The 17,971-nt window shown below is 76.2% G+C and carries 1 protein-coding gene (cut by a window edge); it reads right to left on the bottom strand.

The window, feature by feature from the left end; genetic code table 11:
* On the bottom strand, positions 1-17,971 hold the 5' end (the start) of the coding sequence (locus QA802_RS31405) for a type I polyketide synthase (RefSeq protein WP_334529697.1). The gene continues 18,167 nt to the left of window position 1, outside the view; only the first 17,971 of its 36,138 coding nucleotides appear in the window; the start codon lies at positions 17,969-17,971; its stop codon lies off the left edge, out of view.

Genomic DNA, 17,971 nt, shown 5'->3' with positions numbered 1-17,971 from the left:
ACTCCGCCATCCGCGCCGCGAACACCGAAGACGTCTCCAGCAGCTCCACCCCCATCCCCACCCACTGCGAACCCTGACCCGGAAAAACGAAAACCACCCGGCCATCACCCGCCGCCACCCCCCGCACCACACCCGCAACCTCAACACCCCGCGCCAACGCCGAAAGACCAGCCGACAACTCAGCCCGCCCCCCACCCACAACCACCGCACGATGCCCCAACACCGAACGCGACGTCCCCAACGCCAACCCCACATCACACGGATCCGCCCCCACCACCGACCCATGCCCCACCAACCGCCCCGCCTGCGCACGCAGCCCCACCGCCGAACCAGCCGACACCACCCACGCAACAACCGGCAACTCCCGCACCACCGCCCCCACCGGCCCCACCGCCCCCACCGGCCCCACCGGCCCCACCGGCACACCCTCGAACGCCGGCCCCTCCTCCAACACCACATGCGCGTTCGTGCCACTCACACCGAACGACGACACACCCGCCCGACGCGGAGCACCCGTCTCAGGCCACGCCCGCGCCCGCGTCAACAACTCCACCGCACCAGCAGACCAGTCCACCTCCCGCGACGGCTCATCCACATGCAACGTCCGCGGCAACACACCATGCCGCATCGCCTGCACCATCTTGATCACACCCGCCACACCCGCAGCAGCCTGCGCATGCCCGATGTTCGACTTCACCGACCCCAACCACAACGGCCGCTCACGACCCTGCCCATACGTCGCGAGCAACGCCTGCGCCTCGATCGGATCACCCAACCGCGTCCCCGTCCCATGCGCCTCCACCACATCCACATCCGACGACGCAAGACCCGCATCCGCCAACGCCCGACGCACCACACGCTGCTGCGAAGGCCCGTTCGGCGCCGTCAGACCATTGGAAGCACCATCCTGATTCACCGCCGAACCACGCACCACAGCCAACACACGACGACCATGACGACGCGCATCCGACAGCCGCTCGACCAGGAGCACGCCCGCGCCCTCGGCCCAGCCGACGCCGTCGGCCGACGCCGCGAACGACTTGCACCGGCCGTCCGGGGAGAGGCCACGCTGACGCGAGAACTCCACGAACGTGCCGGGGGTGGCCATCACCGTGACGCCGCCCGCCAGTGCCATCGAGCACTCGCCCGACCGCAGCGCCTGGATCGCCCAGTGCAGCGCGACCAGGGACGACGAGCACGCCGTGTCGACCGTGACCGCCGGGCCCTCGAGGCCCAGGGTGTAGGCGACACGGCCGGTCAGCACGCTTCCCGCGGTGCCGAGCCCGAGGTAGCCCTCGACACCCTCGGGCAGCGTGCCGGCGCCGCTGCCGTAGTCGTGGTACATCAGGCCGGCGAAGACGCCCGTGGCGCTGCCGCGCAGGGTCGCGGGGTCCAGGCCCGCGCGCTCGATCGCCTCCCAGGAGGTCTCCAGAAGCAGGCGCTGCTGCGGGTCCATCGCCAGCGCCTCGCGCGGCGAGATGCCGAAGAAGGACGCGTCGAACTCGGCGGCGTCGAGCAGGAAGCCGCCCTCACGGGTGTAGCTGGTGCCCGCACGGGACTCGTCGGGGTCGTACACGCCCCCGAGGTCCCAGCCCCGGTCCTCGGGGAAGCCGGTGACGGCGTCGGTGCCGTCGAGCACGAGCTGCCAGAGGTCTTCGGGGGACGCGACGCCGCCGGGGTAGCGGCACGCCATGCCGACGATGGCGATGGGCTCGTCGACCGGCGCGGTGGTCGTCACCGCCTGCGGCGCCGGGCTGCCCGTCCCGAGCGCCTCGGCCAGCAGGTGGTCCGCCAGGGAAGTGGGGGTGGGGTGGTCGAAGGTGACGGTCGCCGCGAGTCGCAGACCGGTCGCGGCGCCGAGCCGGTTGCGCAGCTCGACGGCGGTCAGCGAGTCGAAGCCCAGCTGGAGGAACGCCCGGTCGGCGGCGATCGCGTCGGCTCCGGCGTGGCCGAGCACGGCCGCCGCGTTCTCGCGGACGAGTTCCACCGCCACGCGGCGCCGGTCGGCCTCGGGGAGCGCGGCCAGCCGCTCGGCGAAGTCGCCGGTCCGTGCGGCCGCCGCGGTACGGCGGCCGGCGACGGGGACGAGGCCCCGCAGGACGGCCGGCAACAGCCCGTGCTGCGCGCGCAGCACGGGAAGGTCGAGGCGCGCGGCGACGGTCAGGGGGGCGGGGGCGGCGCAGGCCGCGTCGAACAGGGCGAGGCCGTCGGCAGGCGGCAGCGGGGTGACGCCGCCACGCGCGAGGCGAGCCGTGTCCACGCGGTCCAGTCCGCCGGCCATGCCGTCGGACCACGGGCCCCAGGCGATCGAGGTGCCGGGCAGGCCGAGTGCGCGCCGGTGTGCGGCCAGGGCGTCGAGGAAGGCGTTGGCCGCGGCGTAGCTGCCCTGGCCGGGGCTGCCGACGGTGGCGGCCAGCGAGGAGAACAGCACGAACGCGCGCAGGTCGAGGTCGGCGGTCAGCTCGTGCAGGTGCGAGGCGGCGTCGGCCTTCGGGCGGAGCACGGTGTCGAGCCGGTCGGGTGTCAGGGACTCCACCGTGGCGTCGTCGAGCACACCCGCCGCGTGGACGACGGCGGTCAGCGGTCGCTCGGCCGGGATGCCCGCGAGGGCGCCCGCGAGGGCGTCACGGTCCGTCACGTCGCAGGCGACGACCTCCGCGGTGGCGCCGAGCGCCGTGAGCTCGGCCACCAGCTCGGCGGCGCCGGGCGCTTCGGCGCCCCGCCTGCCGAGCAGCAAGAGCCCCCGCACACCGTGGTGTTCGACGAGGTGCCGGGCAACGAGGCGGCCCAGCGCACCGGTTCCGCCGGTGACGAGTACGGTGCCGTCGAAGCCGGCGGTGCCGTCGAAGCCGTCGAAGCCGGCGGTGCCGTCCGCCGGTACGGCGGTCCGGGCGAGCCGGGGAACGCGCAGGGCTCCGCCCCGCACCGCGAGTTGTGGTTCGCCGGTGGCGAGCGCGCCGGGGAGGGCGGCGGCGGCTCCGGGGGTGTCCAGGTCGACCAGGACGACCCGGCCGGGGTGTTCGGACTGGACGCTGCGGAGCAGGCCCCATACGGCGGCGCCGGCCAGGTCGGGCACGGTGTCGCCCTGGTCGGCGGCGACCGATCCGTGCGTCACCACGACGAGCGGGACGTCCGTGCGGTCCTCGGCCAGCCAGGTGCGGACGAGCGCGAGGGCCTCGTGCGTGGCGGCCCGCACCGCGTCGGGAACGGTCCCGTCCGTGGCCATGCGGACGGAGACCACGACGGCATCCGCGCCGGCCGGGTCGAGGGTGGCCAGGGTGTCGCGGATGTCGCGCTCCGCGCCGGTGACCTCGGCGCCGGCGTCGGTCAGCGCGGCCGCGATGCCGTCCGCGTCGGCGCCGAGGACCGTCCAGCGGGCGGCGGTCGACCGGCCGGCCGGGCGCGGCTCCCACTGCACGCGGTACAGGGCGTCGGCGCTCGTGCTGCCGCCGGCCTCGACGGCGGGCCGCAGCCTGAGGTCGGCCACGGTGGCGACCGGCCTGCCCTCGGCGTCGGCCATGGTGACCGCGACGGCGTCCGGTCCGGTCGGCCTCAGCCGCACGCGCAGGGACCGCGCGCCGACGGCGTGCAGCCGCACACCGGTCCAGGTGAAGGGCAGTCCGCCGCGCTCCACCACACCGCCGAGACCGAGGGCGTGCAGGGCGGCGTCGAACAGGGCCGGGTGCAGGCCGAATCCGGCCTCGTCGGTGCCTTCGGGCAGTTCGACCTCGGCGAGCATCGCGCCGTCGTGGCGCCACGCGGCACGCACGCCTCGGAAGGCGGGGCCGTAGCCGAAACCTGCGGCCGCGAGGTCGTCGTAGAGCGCGTCGACGGCGACCGGGTGCGCGCCGGCGGGCGGCCACGTCGCGAGGACGTCGGCGGGCTCGGGGTCGGCGGGGGCGAGCGTGCCGGTCGCGTGGCGGGTCCAGCCGGTTCCGTCGGCGGGGCCGTCGTCGGGCCGGGAGTGGACCGTGACGGCGCGCAGGCCCTCACCGTCCGGGGAGTCGACGCGTACCCGCAGCCGGACGGTGTCGGAGCCGTGGAGGGCCAGCGGGGCGGTCAGCACCAGTTCGGTGACCGTGCCGCAGCCGATCCGGTCGCCGGCGGCGGCGGCGAGTTCGGCGAACGCGGTGCCGGGCACCAAGGGTGTGCCGAGGACGGCGTGATCGGCCAGCCACGGGTGGGTGCGGAGGGAGAAGGTGCCGGTGAACACCACTGCGCCGGGGGCGTCCGGCCGGTCGGAGTCGGCGAAGTCCTCGGCGGGCAGCTCCACGGCGGCCCGCAGCAGCGGGTGGCCGGCGGCGACGAGTCCGGCGGTGCCGAGGTCGTCGGCAGGCTCGGCGGCCAGCCAGTACCGCTGGTGCTGGAAGGCGTACGTGGGCAGGTCGACGGGGAGCGTGCCGGGGCCGAAGAAGCCGGCCCAGTCCACCCGTCCGCCGTGGGCGTGCACGCGGGCGAGCGCGGTGACCAGGGTCTCGGCCTCGGGCCGGTCGGCGCGGGCGGCGGAGACAGCGAGGACCTCGGGCCGGTCGGGGTCCTCCGGCAGGGCGTCGGCGACCAGCGCGCCGAGCACCGCGTCCGGGCCCACCTCGACGAAGACGTCCGTGCCGTCGTCGGCCAACGCCCGGACGCCGTCGGCGAAGCGGACGGTGTTTCGGACGTTGCGCACCCAGTACTCGGGGTCGCAGAGTTCCTCGCCCACCAGCGCTCCGGTCACGGAGGAGACGAACGGCACCCGGGGCGGGGTGAGCGTCACCGCTCCCAGGACCTGACGGAAGCGGTCGAGGACCGGCTCCATCCGATGCGAGTGGAACGCGTGGCTGACCCGAAGCCGCCGCGTCTTGCGGCCGAGCGCGGCGAACCGTTCGGCAGCGGCGAGCACGGCGTCCTCGTCACCCGAGAGCACGACCGACGCGGGCCCGTTCACGGCGGCCAGCGCCACCGCCGGGCCGAGTTCGCCCGCGACCTCGGCCTCGCTCGCCTGGACGGCGACCATCGCGCCGCCGTTGGGCAGCGCCTGCATGAGCCTGCCGCGCGCGGCGACCACGACGACCGCGTGGCGCAGCGACAGCACACCCGCCACGTGGGCGGCGGCCAGTTCGCCGACGGAGTGGCCGAGGACGAGGTCGGGACGGAGCCCCCACGAGTCGAGGAGGGTGGCCAGCGCGACCTCGAAGGCGAACACGGCCGCCTGCGCGTACATGGTCCGGTCGAGGTCGTCGCCGCCCTCGGCCACGACCTCGCGCAGCGGCTGGGGCAGTACGGCGTCGAACTCGGCGCACACCTCGGCCCAGGCGGCGGCGAACACGGGGTACGCGGCGGCCAGTTCCTCGCCCATGCCCGCACGCTGCGAGCCCTGGCCGGTGAAGAGCATCGCCACGGTGCGGTCGGGCCGCGCCTCGCCCGCGACGGCGGTGGGCGCCCCGGCCGCGAGCGCGGCGAGACCGGCGATCAGCCGCTCGCGGTCGGCGCCGACGACGGCCGCGCGGAAGGGCAGCGCGGCCCGCTCGGTGGCCAACGCCGAGGCGACGTCAAGGGGTTCGGCGTCGGCTGGCAGGCCCGCCGCCAACCGTTCGGCCTGCGCGCGGAGCGCGGCCGGGGAGTGCCCGGACAGCAGCCACGGCACGCTCGGGCGCCCGACCCGTCCGGAGTCGGGAGCGTCCACGCGTCCCTCGGCGCCCTCGGGCCCGGGAGCGGGCCGGGGCTCGGGGACGTGCTCCAGGACCACGTGGGCGTTGGTGCCGCTCACGCCGAACGCGGACACCGCCGAGCGACGCGGCGCGCCGGTCACGGGCCAGTCGCGGCCCTCGGTCAGCAACTCGACCGCTCCGGCCGACCAGTCGACCTGCGGCGTCGGCCCCGTGACGTGCAGGGTTTTGGGCGCCACGCCGCGCCGCATGGCCTCGACCATCTTGATGACACCCGCGACGCCCGCCGCGGCCTGCGTGTGCCCCAGGTTGGACTTGACCGAGCCGAGCAGCAGCGGCCGCTCCCGCTCCTGCCCGTAGGTCGCGAGCAGCGCCTGTGCCTCGATCGGGTCGCCGAGCCGGGTGCCGGTGCCATGTCCCTCCACGACGTCCACGTCGGACGGCGAGAGCCGGGCGTCGGCGAGCGCCTGCCGGATGACCCGCTGCTGCGAGGGGCCGTTCGGCGCGGTCAGTCCGCTGCTCGCACCGTCGGAGTTCACGGCGGAGCCGCGTACGACGGCCAGCACACGGTGGCCGTTGCGGCGCGCGTCGGACAGCCGCTCGAGGAGCAGGACGCCGACGCCCTCGCCCCAGCCGGTGCCGTCCGCGTCGGCCGAGTACGCCTTGCACCGGCCGTCGGGCGCGAGGCCGCGCTGGCGGGAGAACTCGACGAACACGCCGGGCGTGGCCATGACGGTCACGCCCGCCGCCAGGGCCATCGTGCACTCGCCCGCCCGCAGCGACCGCACCGCCCAGTGCAGGGCCACCAGGGACGAGGAGCAGGCGGTGTCGACGGTGACCGCCGGGCCTTCCAGGCCCAGGGCGTAGGCGACGCGGCCGGAGACGACGGCGGTCGCGGCGCCGGTCACCAGGTAGCCCTCGGCGTCCTCGGGCGCGGCGGCGCCGAGGCCGTAACCCTGGCCCCAGGTGCCGGCGAACACGCCGGTGCGGCTGCCGCGCTGGGTGTGCGGGTCGATGCCCGCCCGCTCGTACGCCTCCCACGAGGTCTCCAGCAGCAGCCGCTGCTGAGGGTCCATCGCGTGCGCCTCACGCGGCGAGATGCCGAAGAAGGCCGGGTCGAAGTCGGCCGCGCCGGTGAGGAATCCGCCCCGGTCCGTGTAGCTGCGGCCGGACCGCTCGGGGTCGGGATCGTGCACGTCGAGGTCCCAGCCCCGGTCCTCGGGGAAGCCTGACACCAGGTCCGTACCCGCCTCGACCGCGTCCCACAGCTGCTCGGGGGAGCTGATGCCGCCGGGGAAACGGCAGGCCGTGCCGACGATCGCGATCGGCTCGGCCGCAGCCTCCACGAGCGAGCGGTTGCGCTGCCGCAGCCGCTCGGCCTCACGCAGGGACCCGCGCAGGGCAGAGACGAGTTCCTCGTTGTTGGCGCTCATTGGTGCTCGTCCCTCAATCCCTGTGGAGCTGATGGTTGTTCGCGATCTTGAGCAGGTCGTCGACGCCCATGGACTCCAGCGAGTCCAGGAGCGCGGCGGGGCCGTCCTGCGTCCCGTCCGGGTCGGCCGGGCGGGTCGGCGGCGGCACCGCCACACCCGCGAGCCGGGCCAACTCGTCGAGGAGTCCCGCCGATCGGAGCCGGTCGAGCGGGATGGCCGCGATGGCGCGGCGCAACGCGTCGTCCGGGTCGCCGTTCCCGTCTCCCGCGCCGCCTCCCGCACCCGGCCCGGCCGGTGTCCGGGCCTGCGGGGCAGCGCGAGTTCTGCCAGGACGTACCGGGCCAGGGCGTCCGGGGTCGGATGGTCGAACACCACGGTCGCGGCGAGCCGCAGGCCTGTGGCGTCCTTGAGCCGATTGCGCAGCTCGACGGCGGTGAGCGAGTCGAAGCCCGCGTCGAGGAATCCCCGCGTGCTGTCCACGGCCGAGGCCCGGGCGTGGCCGAGCACCGCCGCCGCGTGGCCGCGGACGACGTCGAGCACCGCTCGCCGTCGCTGCTCCTCCCCGAGTCCGGCCAGCCGCGCGGGCAGTGCGGCCGCGTCGGTGCGTGACGCCCGGGCGGGCGGGCGGACCAGGCCGCCGAGGAGGGCGGGCAGGGGGCCCGCCTGCCGGAGCAGCGCCGCGGTGTCGAGGCGGATCGCGGCGAGCGCGCCGGACCCGGTGCGGCAGGCGGCGTCGAGGAGCGCCAGCGCCTCGTCGGAGGCCAGCGGACGGATCCCGCCGCGGGACATCCGCGCGCGGTCGCCGTCGCCGAGACCGCCGGTCATGGTGCTCTCGGCGGCCCACGGGCCCCACGCCAGGGAGACGGCGGGCAGTCCGAGTGCCCTGCGGTGTTCGGCGAGCGCGTCGAGGGCGGTGTTGGCGGCGGCGTAGTTGGCCTGGCCGGGGCCGCCGAAGGTGCCCGCGGCCGACGAGAAGAGGACGAACGCGGAGAGGTCCGCCGTACGGGTCAGCTCGTGCAGATGCCACGCGGCGTCCGCCTTCGGCCGCAGCACGGCGGAGAGCCGCTCGGGAGTGAGCGATCCCACCACGCCGTCGTCGAGGACGCCCGCCGCGTGCACCACGGCCGTCAGCGGCGGCTCGACGTCCGCGAGGAGGGCGGCGAGCGCGTCCCTGTCGGCCACGTCGCAGGCCGCCACCCGTACGTGGGCGCCAAGGGCGGTCAGGTCGGCCGCCAGTTCGGTGACGCCGGGGGCGGTCGCGCCCCGTCGGCCGGTCAGTACGAGGTTCTGTACGCCGTGCTCGGCGACGAGGTGCCGCGCCACGAGCCCGCCGAGGGCGCCGGTGCCGCCGGTGACGAGGACGGTGCCGTCGCCGTAGGGAGCGGTGGTGAGCACGACCTTGCCGACGTGGCGGGCCTGCGCCATCAGCCGGAAGGCCTCCTTGGCACGGCCGACGGGCAGGTGCCGGACCGGCAGCGGCGTCAGGGCGCCGGCCGTGAACAGCCCGAGGACCTCGGCCAGGATCTCCTGGATGCGGTCGGGGCCCGCGTCCGCCAGGTCGAAGGCCCGGTAGGACACGTCGAGGCCGGTACGGATGTCGGTCTTGCCCAGTTCCCCGAACCGGCCGCCGGGTGCGAGCAGGCTCAGGGACGCGTCCACGAACTCCCCCGCGAGCGAGTTGAGCACGACGTCCATCCCGCGCCCGCCGGTCGCCGCCTTGAACCGCTCGGCGAAGTCGGTCGTACGCGAGGAGGCGATGTGGTCGTCCGCCAGACCGGCGGCGCGCAGCACGTCGTGCTTGCCGGGGCTCGCGGTGCCGAAGACCTCCGCGCCCCAGAGCGTGGCGAGTTGCACGGCGGCCATGCCCACTCCGCCCGCGGCGGCGTGGACGAGCACCCGGTCTCCGGGTCGCACGCCGGCGACATCGCGCAGGCCGAACCAGGCGGTGAGGAACGCCGACGGCACGGCGGCCGCCTCGGCGAAGCCCCACCCGGCGGGGACGGGCACGACGAGCCGCCGGTCGGCGACGCAGGAGGAGCCCATCGACCCGGGCAGCAGGCCGAACACCCGGTCGCCCGGGGCCAGGTCGTCCACCCCGGGTCCGACCTCGGTGACGACGCCCGCCGCCTCGACGCCGAGCGGCTGGGGGTCTCCCGGGTAGAGGCCGAGCACGGTGAGCACGTCGCGGAAGGTCACGCCGGTGGCCCGGACGGCGACCCGTACCTCGCCCGCCGCGAGCGGCGGATCGGGGCAGGGTGTGGCGGTCAGGCCGTCGACCGTGCCGTTCGAACCGGCCTCGAGGCGCCACCCGCCGGCGGGCAGGACGATCGCGTCGGAGCCGGCGCGCACGAGCCGTGGCGCGGTGACCGCGCCCGCCCGGACGGTGACCTGGGGCTCCCCGCAGGCCAGCGCGCCCGCGAGGGCGCGCGCCGACTCGGGGGCGGCGTCGAGGTCGGCGAGGACGATCCGGTCGGGGTGTTCCGCCTGGGCGGACCGCACGAGGCCCCACACGGCGCGCGCGGCGACGTCGGCGCTCTCGTCGGCGGACACGGCGACGGCGCCGTGCGTGACCACGGCGAGCCGGGCGGGCCCTTCGTCGGCCAGGAAGTCCCGCAGGACCGCCAGGACTTCGGCCGTCACCCGGTGCGTCTCGGCCACGGGTTCGGCACCGGGGTCCGTCGTGACCGGGAGGAGCACGGTGTCGGGCGCCTGGGCGCCGACCTCGGCCCCCGCGGCCCGCAGTCCGTCCACGAGGGTGGTGACGTCGGGCGAGCCGGCGCCTGCCGGAGCACCGGTCGCAGTCCCTGCCGGAAGTCCCCGCAGGGCGAAGCGACGAGCCGGGGACCCGGTGGGCTCGACGGGCGCCCAGCGGGTCTCGAAGAGCATGTCGGGCACGGCGGGCGCCGCGGCGGGTCGCAGGCGCAGCGAACCGATCGCCGCCACCGGCAGGCCGTCGGCGTCGGACAGTTCCACCGCGAGGGCGCCTGCCTCACCGGTACGGGAGAGACGGGCGCGGACGGCCCGGGCGCCACGGGCGAACACCCGGACGCCGGTCCAGGCGAACGGCAGGCCGCCGTGCGCGGGGTCGGTGATCAGGCCGCCGACGCCGATGGCGTGCAGGGCGGCGTCCAGCAGGGCCGGGTGCACGGCGCAGCGGTCCGCGTCGGCTACCTGGACGGGCAGCTCGACCTCGGCGAACACCTCGGCCGCCGGTCCCTCGCCACGCCGCCACGCCCCGCGCAGGCCCTGGAACGCGGGCCCGTAGCCGAAGCCGGCGTCCGTGAGACCCGCGTACATGACGGCGACGTCGGCGGGCTCGGCGCCGGCGGGCGGCCACTCCCCCGCCACCGGGCCGGCTTCGGGCACCTCGCCCAGCACGCCCGTGGCATGGCGGGTCCAGTCCCCGTCGGTGCGCGCGTGCAGGGCGACCGCCCGGCTGCCGTCGTCCTCGGCGGCACCGACGGTGACACGTACCTCCACCGCGCCGTCCGCGGGCAGGGCGAGCGGCGCTTCGTGCGTCAGTTCCTCCACGCCGGCCGCGCCGATCCGGTCGGCGGCGGCGAGTGCCAGCTCCAGCATGGCCGTGCCGGGCAGCAGCGCCGCGCCGCGCACGACGTGTTCGGCCAGCCACGGCCGCGCCGACGGGGACAACCGCCCGGTGAGCACGGCACCGCCGTCCGGCAGGTCGACCGCGGCGGCCAGCAGCGGGTGCCCTGCGGCGGACAGGCCCGCGCTCCGGAGGTCGGCGGCGGGAGCGGCGGGCAGCCAGTAGTGCTCGCGCTGGAAGGCGTACGTGGGCAGGGCGACGCGCGCGCCACCCCGGCCGGCGAAGTAGGCGGCCCAGTCGAGCGGGAGACCGTCCGCGTGGGCACGGGCCAGCGCGTCGGCGAGCGCGGCCGTGTCGGGGCGGCCGGCACGCAGCAACGGCACGGCCAGCGGCTCGCGCTCCTCGCCGGCACCGTCGACCTCGACGGCGGAGGCGGGGCCGGACTCGGCCAGGGTGCCCCGCGCCATCGCGGTGAGCACACCGTCCGGACCGATCTCCAGGTAGCGGACGGCGCCCGCCGCGCACAGCCCGAGCACCGCGTCGTGGAAGCGCACGGTCTCCCGCACGTGCCGCGCCCAGTGGTCGGGCGAGCGGACGTCGGCGGCGGTCAGCGGGCGACCGGTCAGCGCCGACACCACCGGCACCGACGGCGTACGGAACTCCAGTCCCGCCACGACCGAACGGAACTCCGCCAGCATCGGCTCCATCAGCGGCGAGTGGAACGCGTGCGAGACGCGCAGCCGCCTGGTCCGGCCGCCCTCGGCGGCCAGCTGCGCGGCGGTGTCGCCGACGGCGGTCCCGGCGCCGGACAGGACGAGCGAGCGGGGCCCGTTGACGGCGGCGAGGGCGACCTCGTCGCCGAGGAGCGGCCGTGCCTGCTCCTCGGTCGCCTCCACGGCGATCATCGCGCCGCCCTCGGGCAGCGCGCCCATCAGTCTGCCGCGGGCGGCCACCAGCGTCGCCGCATCGGGCAGCGACAGCACATCCGCCAGGGTCACGGCGGTGATCTCGCCGAGCGAGTGGCCGGCGAGCAGGTCGGGGACGACGCCCCACGAGCGCAGCAGCGCGGCGAGCGCGAACTCGACTGCGAACAGCGCGGGCTGCGCGTACTCCGTGCGGTCGAGCACCTCGGCCGGACCGCTCATGACCAGATCGCGCAGCGGGCGGTCGAGCAACCGGTCGAACTGCGCGCACACCGCGTCGAACGCGTCGGCGTAGGCGGGGTGGGCGGTGTACAGATCGGCGCCCATGCCCACGCGCTGCGCGCCCTGGCCGGTGCACAGAAACGCCGTACGCCCCTGGCGGGCGGCGACGGGCCGGGCTCCGGTGAGCAGGTCGTCGGAGCCGGAAACGGCGACGACGCGGTACTCGAAGGCGGTACGGGTGGTGGCGAGCGCCCGGGCGACCGCCACCGGGTCGGCGTCCGGGCGGGCGGCGACGTGCGCGCGGAGCCGCTCGACCTGGGCGAGCGCCGCTTCGGGCGACCGGCCGGACACCACCCACGGGACGGCTTCGCCGTTCCCGGCGGGCGTGCCGGCCTCGTCGGGCGTCATGTCCTCGACGGGCGGGGCCTGTTCGAGGATGACGTGCGCGTTGGTGCCGCTGACTCCGAACGAGGACACGCCCGCGCGGCGCGGCGCGTCCGTCTCGGGCCACGGTGTCTCCTCCGTGAGGACGGAGACGGCTCCTCGGGTCCAGTCGACGGCCGTGGAGGGGCGGTCGACGTGCAGGGTGGCGGGCAGGGTGCCGTGGCGGAGCGCGAGCACCGTCTTGATCACGCCGGCGGCGCCCGACGCGGCCTGGGTGTGGCCGAGGTTCGACTTCACCGAGCCGATCAGCAGCGGACGGTCCCGGTCCTGCCCGTACGCCGCCTGCAGCGCCTGTGCCTCGATGGGATCGCCCAGCGCGGTGCCGGTGCCGTGTGCCTCCACGGCGTCGACGTCGGACGGCATGAGGCCGGCGCTCGTCAGCGCGGCACGGATGACGCGCTGCTGCGACGGGCCGTTGGGCGCGGTCAGCCCGTTGGACGCGCCGTCGGAGTTCACGGCGGAGCCGCGCAGCACGGCCAGCACCTCGTGGCCTCGGCGGCGTGCGTCGGACAGCCGCTCGACCAGCAGCAGGCCCACGCCCTCGCCCCAGCCGGTGCCGTCGGCGGCATCGGCGAACGCCTTGCAGCGCCCGTCGGCGGCCAGGCCGCCCTGGCGTCCGAACTCGACGAAGACGCCGGGGGTGGCCATCACCGTGACGCCGCCCGCAAGGGCGAGGTCGCACTCGCCGGACCGCAGCGCGGCAGCCGCCCAGTGCAGGGCCACGAGCGACGACGAGCAGGCGGTGTCGAGGGTGACGGCCGGGCCCTCCAGGCCCAGTACGTAGGCGAGGCGGCCGGAGACCACGCTGCCGGACGTGCCGGTGAGCAGATGGCCCTGCAGCTCGTCGGGCGTGCCGTAGAGGCTGGTCAGGTAGTCCTGGCCGCCGTAGCCGACGAACACGCCGGTGCGGCTGCCTCGCACCGAGCGGGGGTCGATGCCGGCGTTCTCCAGGACCTCCCACGCGGTTTCCAGCAGGAGCCGTTGCTGCGGGTCCATGCCGACGGATTCACGGGGGCTGATGCCGAAGAACCCGGCGTCGAAGGCGCCCGCCGAATCGAGGAAGGCGCCGACCTTCGCGTAGCCCGCGTCCGTGACGTCCCACCCTCGGTCGGCCGGGAAGCCGCCCATCGCGTCGCGCCCTTCGAGCACCAGCTCCCACAGCCGCTCGGGCGAGTCGACGCCGCCGGGGAAGCGGCAGGCCATGCCGACGATGACGACCGGATCGTCCTCGGCGGCGGTCCGCGCGACCGGCTCGGCGGCGACGGAGCCGGCGCCGGGCAGCTGGTCGAGCAGATGGTCGACGAGTGCCTCGGGCGTGGGGTGGTCGAAGACGAGCGTGACGGGCAGTTTCAGGCCGGTCGCGTCGCGCAGGCGATTGCGCAGCTCGACGGCGGTCAGCGAGTCGAAGCCCAGCTCCTGGAACGCGCGGCCCTCGGGGAGCGTCGCGGCGGACGCGTGGCCCAGTACGGCCCCGGTCTCGCCGAGCACCAGCTCCAGCAGCGCCGTCCGGTCGAGTGGTACGGGGCCGTCCTGGGTCGGCTCGGGCGCGGCGGGTTCGGCGGCCTCCGGCAGGTCGGCCAGCAGGGGGCTGCGCCGGGCCACGGTGAACGTCGAGGCGAACACCGGCCAGTCGACGTCCGCGACCGCCAGCGCGGCCTCGTCCCGGCCGAGCGCGCCGCGCAGCGCCGCGATGGCACGCTCGGGCGTCATGGCGGGCAGCCCCCAGCGGGCCATCTGCTCACGTGCGGGCCCGTCGGACATGCCCGCGCCACCCCAGTGGCCCCAGGCCACGGCGGTGGCGGGCAGCCCCTCGGCGCGGCGCCGCAGCGCCAGCGCGTCGAGGTAGGCGTTGGCGGCGGCGTACGCGGCCTGTCCGCTGCTGCCCCACAAGCCCGCGCCCGAGGTGAACAGCACGAAGGCCGACAGCTCCTGATCGCGGGTCAGTTCGTCCAGGTGGCGTGCGCCCGCGACCTTGGCGGCGGCGACCTCGGCGAGGTCGGCCGGGCTCACGTCGGCGAGCGGCTGGTACCGCTCGATGCCCGCGAGGTGGAAGACGGCGGTGACGGGGTGCTCGGCGAGGAGCCGGGCCAGCGCGTCGCGGTCGGCGGCGTCGCAGGCGACGACGTCGGCCGCGACGCCCAGCGCCGTCAGTTCGGCGACGAGGTCCCGGGCGCCGGGCGCGTCGGGGCCACGCCGGTTCGTGAGCACCAGCCGCTCGGCGCCCGCGCCGGCCAGCCAGCGGGCGACGTGTGCGCCGAGGCCGCCGGTGCCGCCGGTGACCAGGACGGTCCCCTCGGGCCGCCACTCGGCGCCGACGGGGCCGGCCGGGGCGCGGCGCAGCCTCCTGCCGAACGCGCCGGACGCGCGGACGGCCACCTGGTCCTCGTCGCCGGCCAGTACGGCCGCGAGCCGGTCGGCCACGCGTCCGTCGACCTCGGCGGGCAGGTCGACGAGGCCGCCCCAGGCCCGGGGCCGCTCCAGCGCCGCCACCCGACCGAGCCCCCAGACCTGCGCCGTCGTCGGGTCTCCCACTGCGTCGGACGGCCCGACGGCGACCGCGCCACTGGTCGCACACCACAGCGGAACGCCGTCAAGGGCCTGCACCAGGGCGAGTACGCCGGGAAGCGGGTCCAGATCACCGGGCGCGACCAGAACCAGGACGCCCGCGTAGCCGCCCAGATCATCCAGCTCGCTCGGATCGCCCGGATCGCCGAGGCCGCCCTGAGCGTTCGCCGTCGTGCGGACGAGGTCCATGCGTGCGGACAGGGCCGTGGCCACGGTGTCGGCCCAGGTGTCGCCCTCGGGGAGCACGGCCAGCCAGCGGCCGGCCGGGGCACCGGAGACGGTCAGGGGCGTCCAGTCGACGCGGTAGCGCCACGAGTCGACGGCGGTCTCGTCCGCCTGCCGTCCGTGCCAGGCGGCGAGCAGCGGGTGGACTGCGGCGAGCGGCTCCCGGTCGGTGTCGCCCGCGCCGAGCGCGGCGGCGAGGTCGTCGGCCGAGCCGCGCACGGCGGTCCAGAACTTCGCGTCCCCGCCCTGGTCCTGGGCCGGGACGTCGAGCCAGTAGCGCTCGCGCTGGAAGGCGTACGTCGGCAGCGGTACCGGCCGCGCGTCGGGCAGCGCGGCCGTCCAGTCGACCGGCACGCCCCGTACCGCGGCCTCCGCGAGCGAGGCGAGGAACGTGGCGGGGCCACCGTCGTCGCGGCGCAGTGAACCGACGGCGAGGACCGTGCCGTCGGCCTCCTGCACGGCGGCGGTGAGCACGGGGTGCGGGCTGACCTCGACGAACGCGCCGAAGCCCGCGTCGAGGAGCGTGCGCGTGGCCTTGTCGAAGCGGACCGGCTCCCGCAGGTTGCGGAACCAGTACGCGGCGTCGAGACCGGTCGTGTCGAGGAACCCGCCGGTCACCGACGACACGAACGCGACGTCGGCGGCGCGCGGGCGGATCGTGGCGGTGGCGGCCAACACCTCGGCGCGTACGGCCTCGACCTGCGCGGAGTGCGACGCGTAGTCGACGGGAATCCGCCGGGCCCTCAGGCCGTCGCGCTCGGCCGTGGCCATCAGTTCGTCCAGGGCCGCGGCGTCGCCGGACACGACGGTGGCGGCGGGGCCGTTGAGCGCGGCCAGCGACAGCCGATCGCCCCACGGCGCCAGCAGGTCGCGCGCGGCGTCCCGCGCGAGCGGCAGCGCCACCATGCCGCCGCGGCCGGCGATCGCCCGCAGTGCCCGCGCGCGGGCGGTGACCAGCAGGGCGGCGTCCTCAAGGGTGAGGGCGCCCGCGACGCACGCGGCGGCGATCTCTCCCTGCGAGTGGCCGACCACGGCCGAGGGCTCGACCCCGTGGGCGCGCCAGAGGGCGGCCAGCGACACCATCACGGCCCACAGGGCGGGCTGGACGACGTCGACGTTCTCCAGCGCGGCCGGGTCGGCGAGGACCTCTTGCAGCGACCAGTCCACGTGCGGGGCGAGCGCGGCGGCGCACTCGTCCAGGCGTCGGGCGAACTCGGGTGCGGCGGCGGCCAGTTCGACGGCCATGCCGACCCACTGCGCCCCCTGTCCGGGGAAGACGAACGCGACCCGGCCGGGTCCGCCCGCGACGCCTCGGACGACGCCCGCCGTGGGGTTCCCGGCAGCCAGGGCGGCGGTACCGCGCAGCAGGTCCGCCCGGTCCGCGCCGACGACGACGGCGCGGTGCTCGAACGAGGACCGGGCGGTGGCCAGGGAGAGGGCTATGTCGCGGGGCTCATCGGTGGGCCGCTCGGCCAGATGCGCGAGGAGCGCGGCGGCCTGGCCGCGCAGGGCGTCCTCGGTGCGGCCGGACAGCACCCACGGCACCGGCCCGGCCCCGTCCGCCCGCTCCGGCTCCGCCTCGGTCGCGGGCGCCTCTTCCACGATGACGTGCGCGTTGGTGCCGCTGACGCCGAACGCGGACACGCCTGCCCGACGCGGCCGGTCGCCGGCGGGCCAGGCGCGGGCCTCTACGAGCAGCCGTACGTTGCCCGCCGACCACTCGACCTTCGGCGTCGGGGCGTCCACGTGCAGGGTCTTCGGCAACACGCCGTGACGCAGCGCGAGTACGACCTTGAGCACGCCGGCGACGCCCGCCGCGGCCTGCGTGTGGCCGACGCTGGACTTCACCGAGCCGAGCCACAGCGGCTCGTCCCGGTCGGCGCCGTACGTGGCGAGCAGCGCCTGCGCCTCGATCGGGTCGCCCAGCACCGTGCCCGTGCCGTGCGCCTCGACGAGGTCCACGTCGGAGGGTGCGAGCCGGGCGTCGGCGAGCGCCGCCTTGATGACCCGCTGCTGTGCCGGGCCGTTCGGGGCGGTGAGGCCGCTGCTGGCGCCGTCCTGGTTGACGGCCGAGCCACGCAGCACGGCAAGGACCGGGTGGCCGAGCCGTCGGGCGTCGGAGAGCCGCTCCAGCAGGAGCACGCCCGCGCCCTCGCCCCAACCGGTGCCGTCGGCGGCGGCCGCGAACGGCTTGCACCGGCCGTCGGGCGCGAGACCGCGCTGGCGGGAGAACTCCACGAACGTGGCGGGCGAGGACATGACCGTCACACCGCCCGCGAGCGCCATCGCGCACTCCTGCGACCGCAGGGACCGCATCGCGAGGTGCAGCGCCACGAGCGACGCCGAACAGGCCGTGTCGACGGTGGCCGCCGGCCCCTGGAGGCCGAGGACGTAGGCGAGGCGTCCGGACAGGACGCTGGCCGCGTTTCCGGTGCCCGCGTAGCCCTCGACGCGGTCGAGGACGGGCCGCGCGGCGGAGACGTAGTCCTGGCCGTTGGTGCCGAGGAAGACGCCGACGTCCTTGCCGCGCAGCGACTTCGGGTCGATCCCGGCGCGCTCGACGGCCTCCCACGCGGTCTCCAGCGCGAGCCGCTGCTGCGGATCCATCGCCAACGCCTCACGCGGCGAGATCCCGAAGAACCCGGCGTCGAACTCCGCCGCCCCGTCGAGGAACCCGCCCTCACGCACGTACGACGTACCCACATGCTCCGGATCCGGGTGGTACAGCCCCTCCACGTCCCACCCCCGGTCGCCCGGGAACGCGGACAGCGCGTCACGCCCCTCCGCAAGCAGCCGCCACAAATCCTCAGGAGACGCGACGCCACCCGGAAGGCGGCAGGACATGCCGACCACCGCGACGGGTTCGGCGGCGCGTTCGGCCGTCTCGCGCAGCGTCTGGCGCGCCTGGGCCAACTCGCCTGTGACCCACCGCAGGTGCTCGAGCAGCTTGCTCTCGTTCTCCAC

This window comes from Streptomyces sp. B21-105, from assembly GCF_036898465.1.
Classification (GTDB): domain Bacteria; phylum Actinomycetota; class Actinomycetes; order Streptomycetales; family Streptomycetaceae; genus Streptomyces.
The sequence above is the reverse complement of the archived record's forward strand: the minus strand, read 5'-3'. Positions and strand labels throughout refer to the sequence as shown.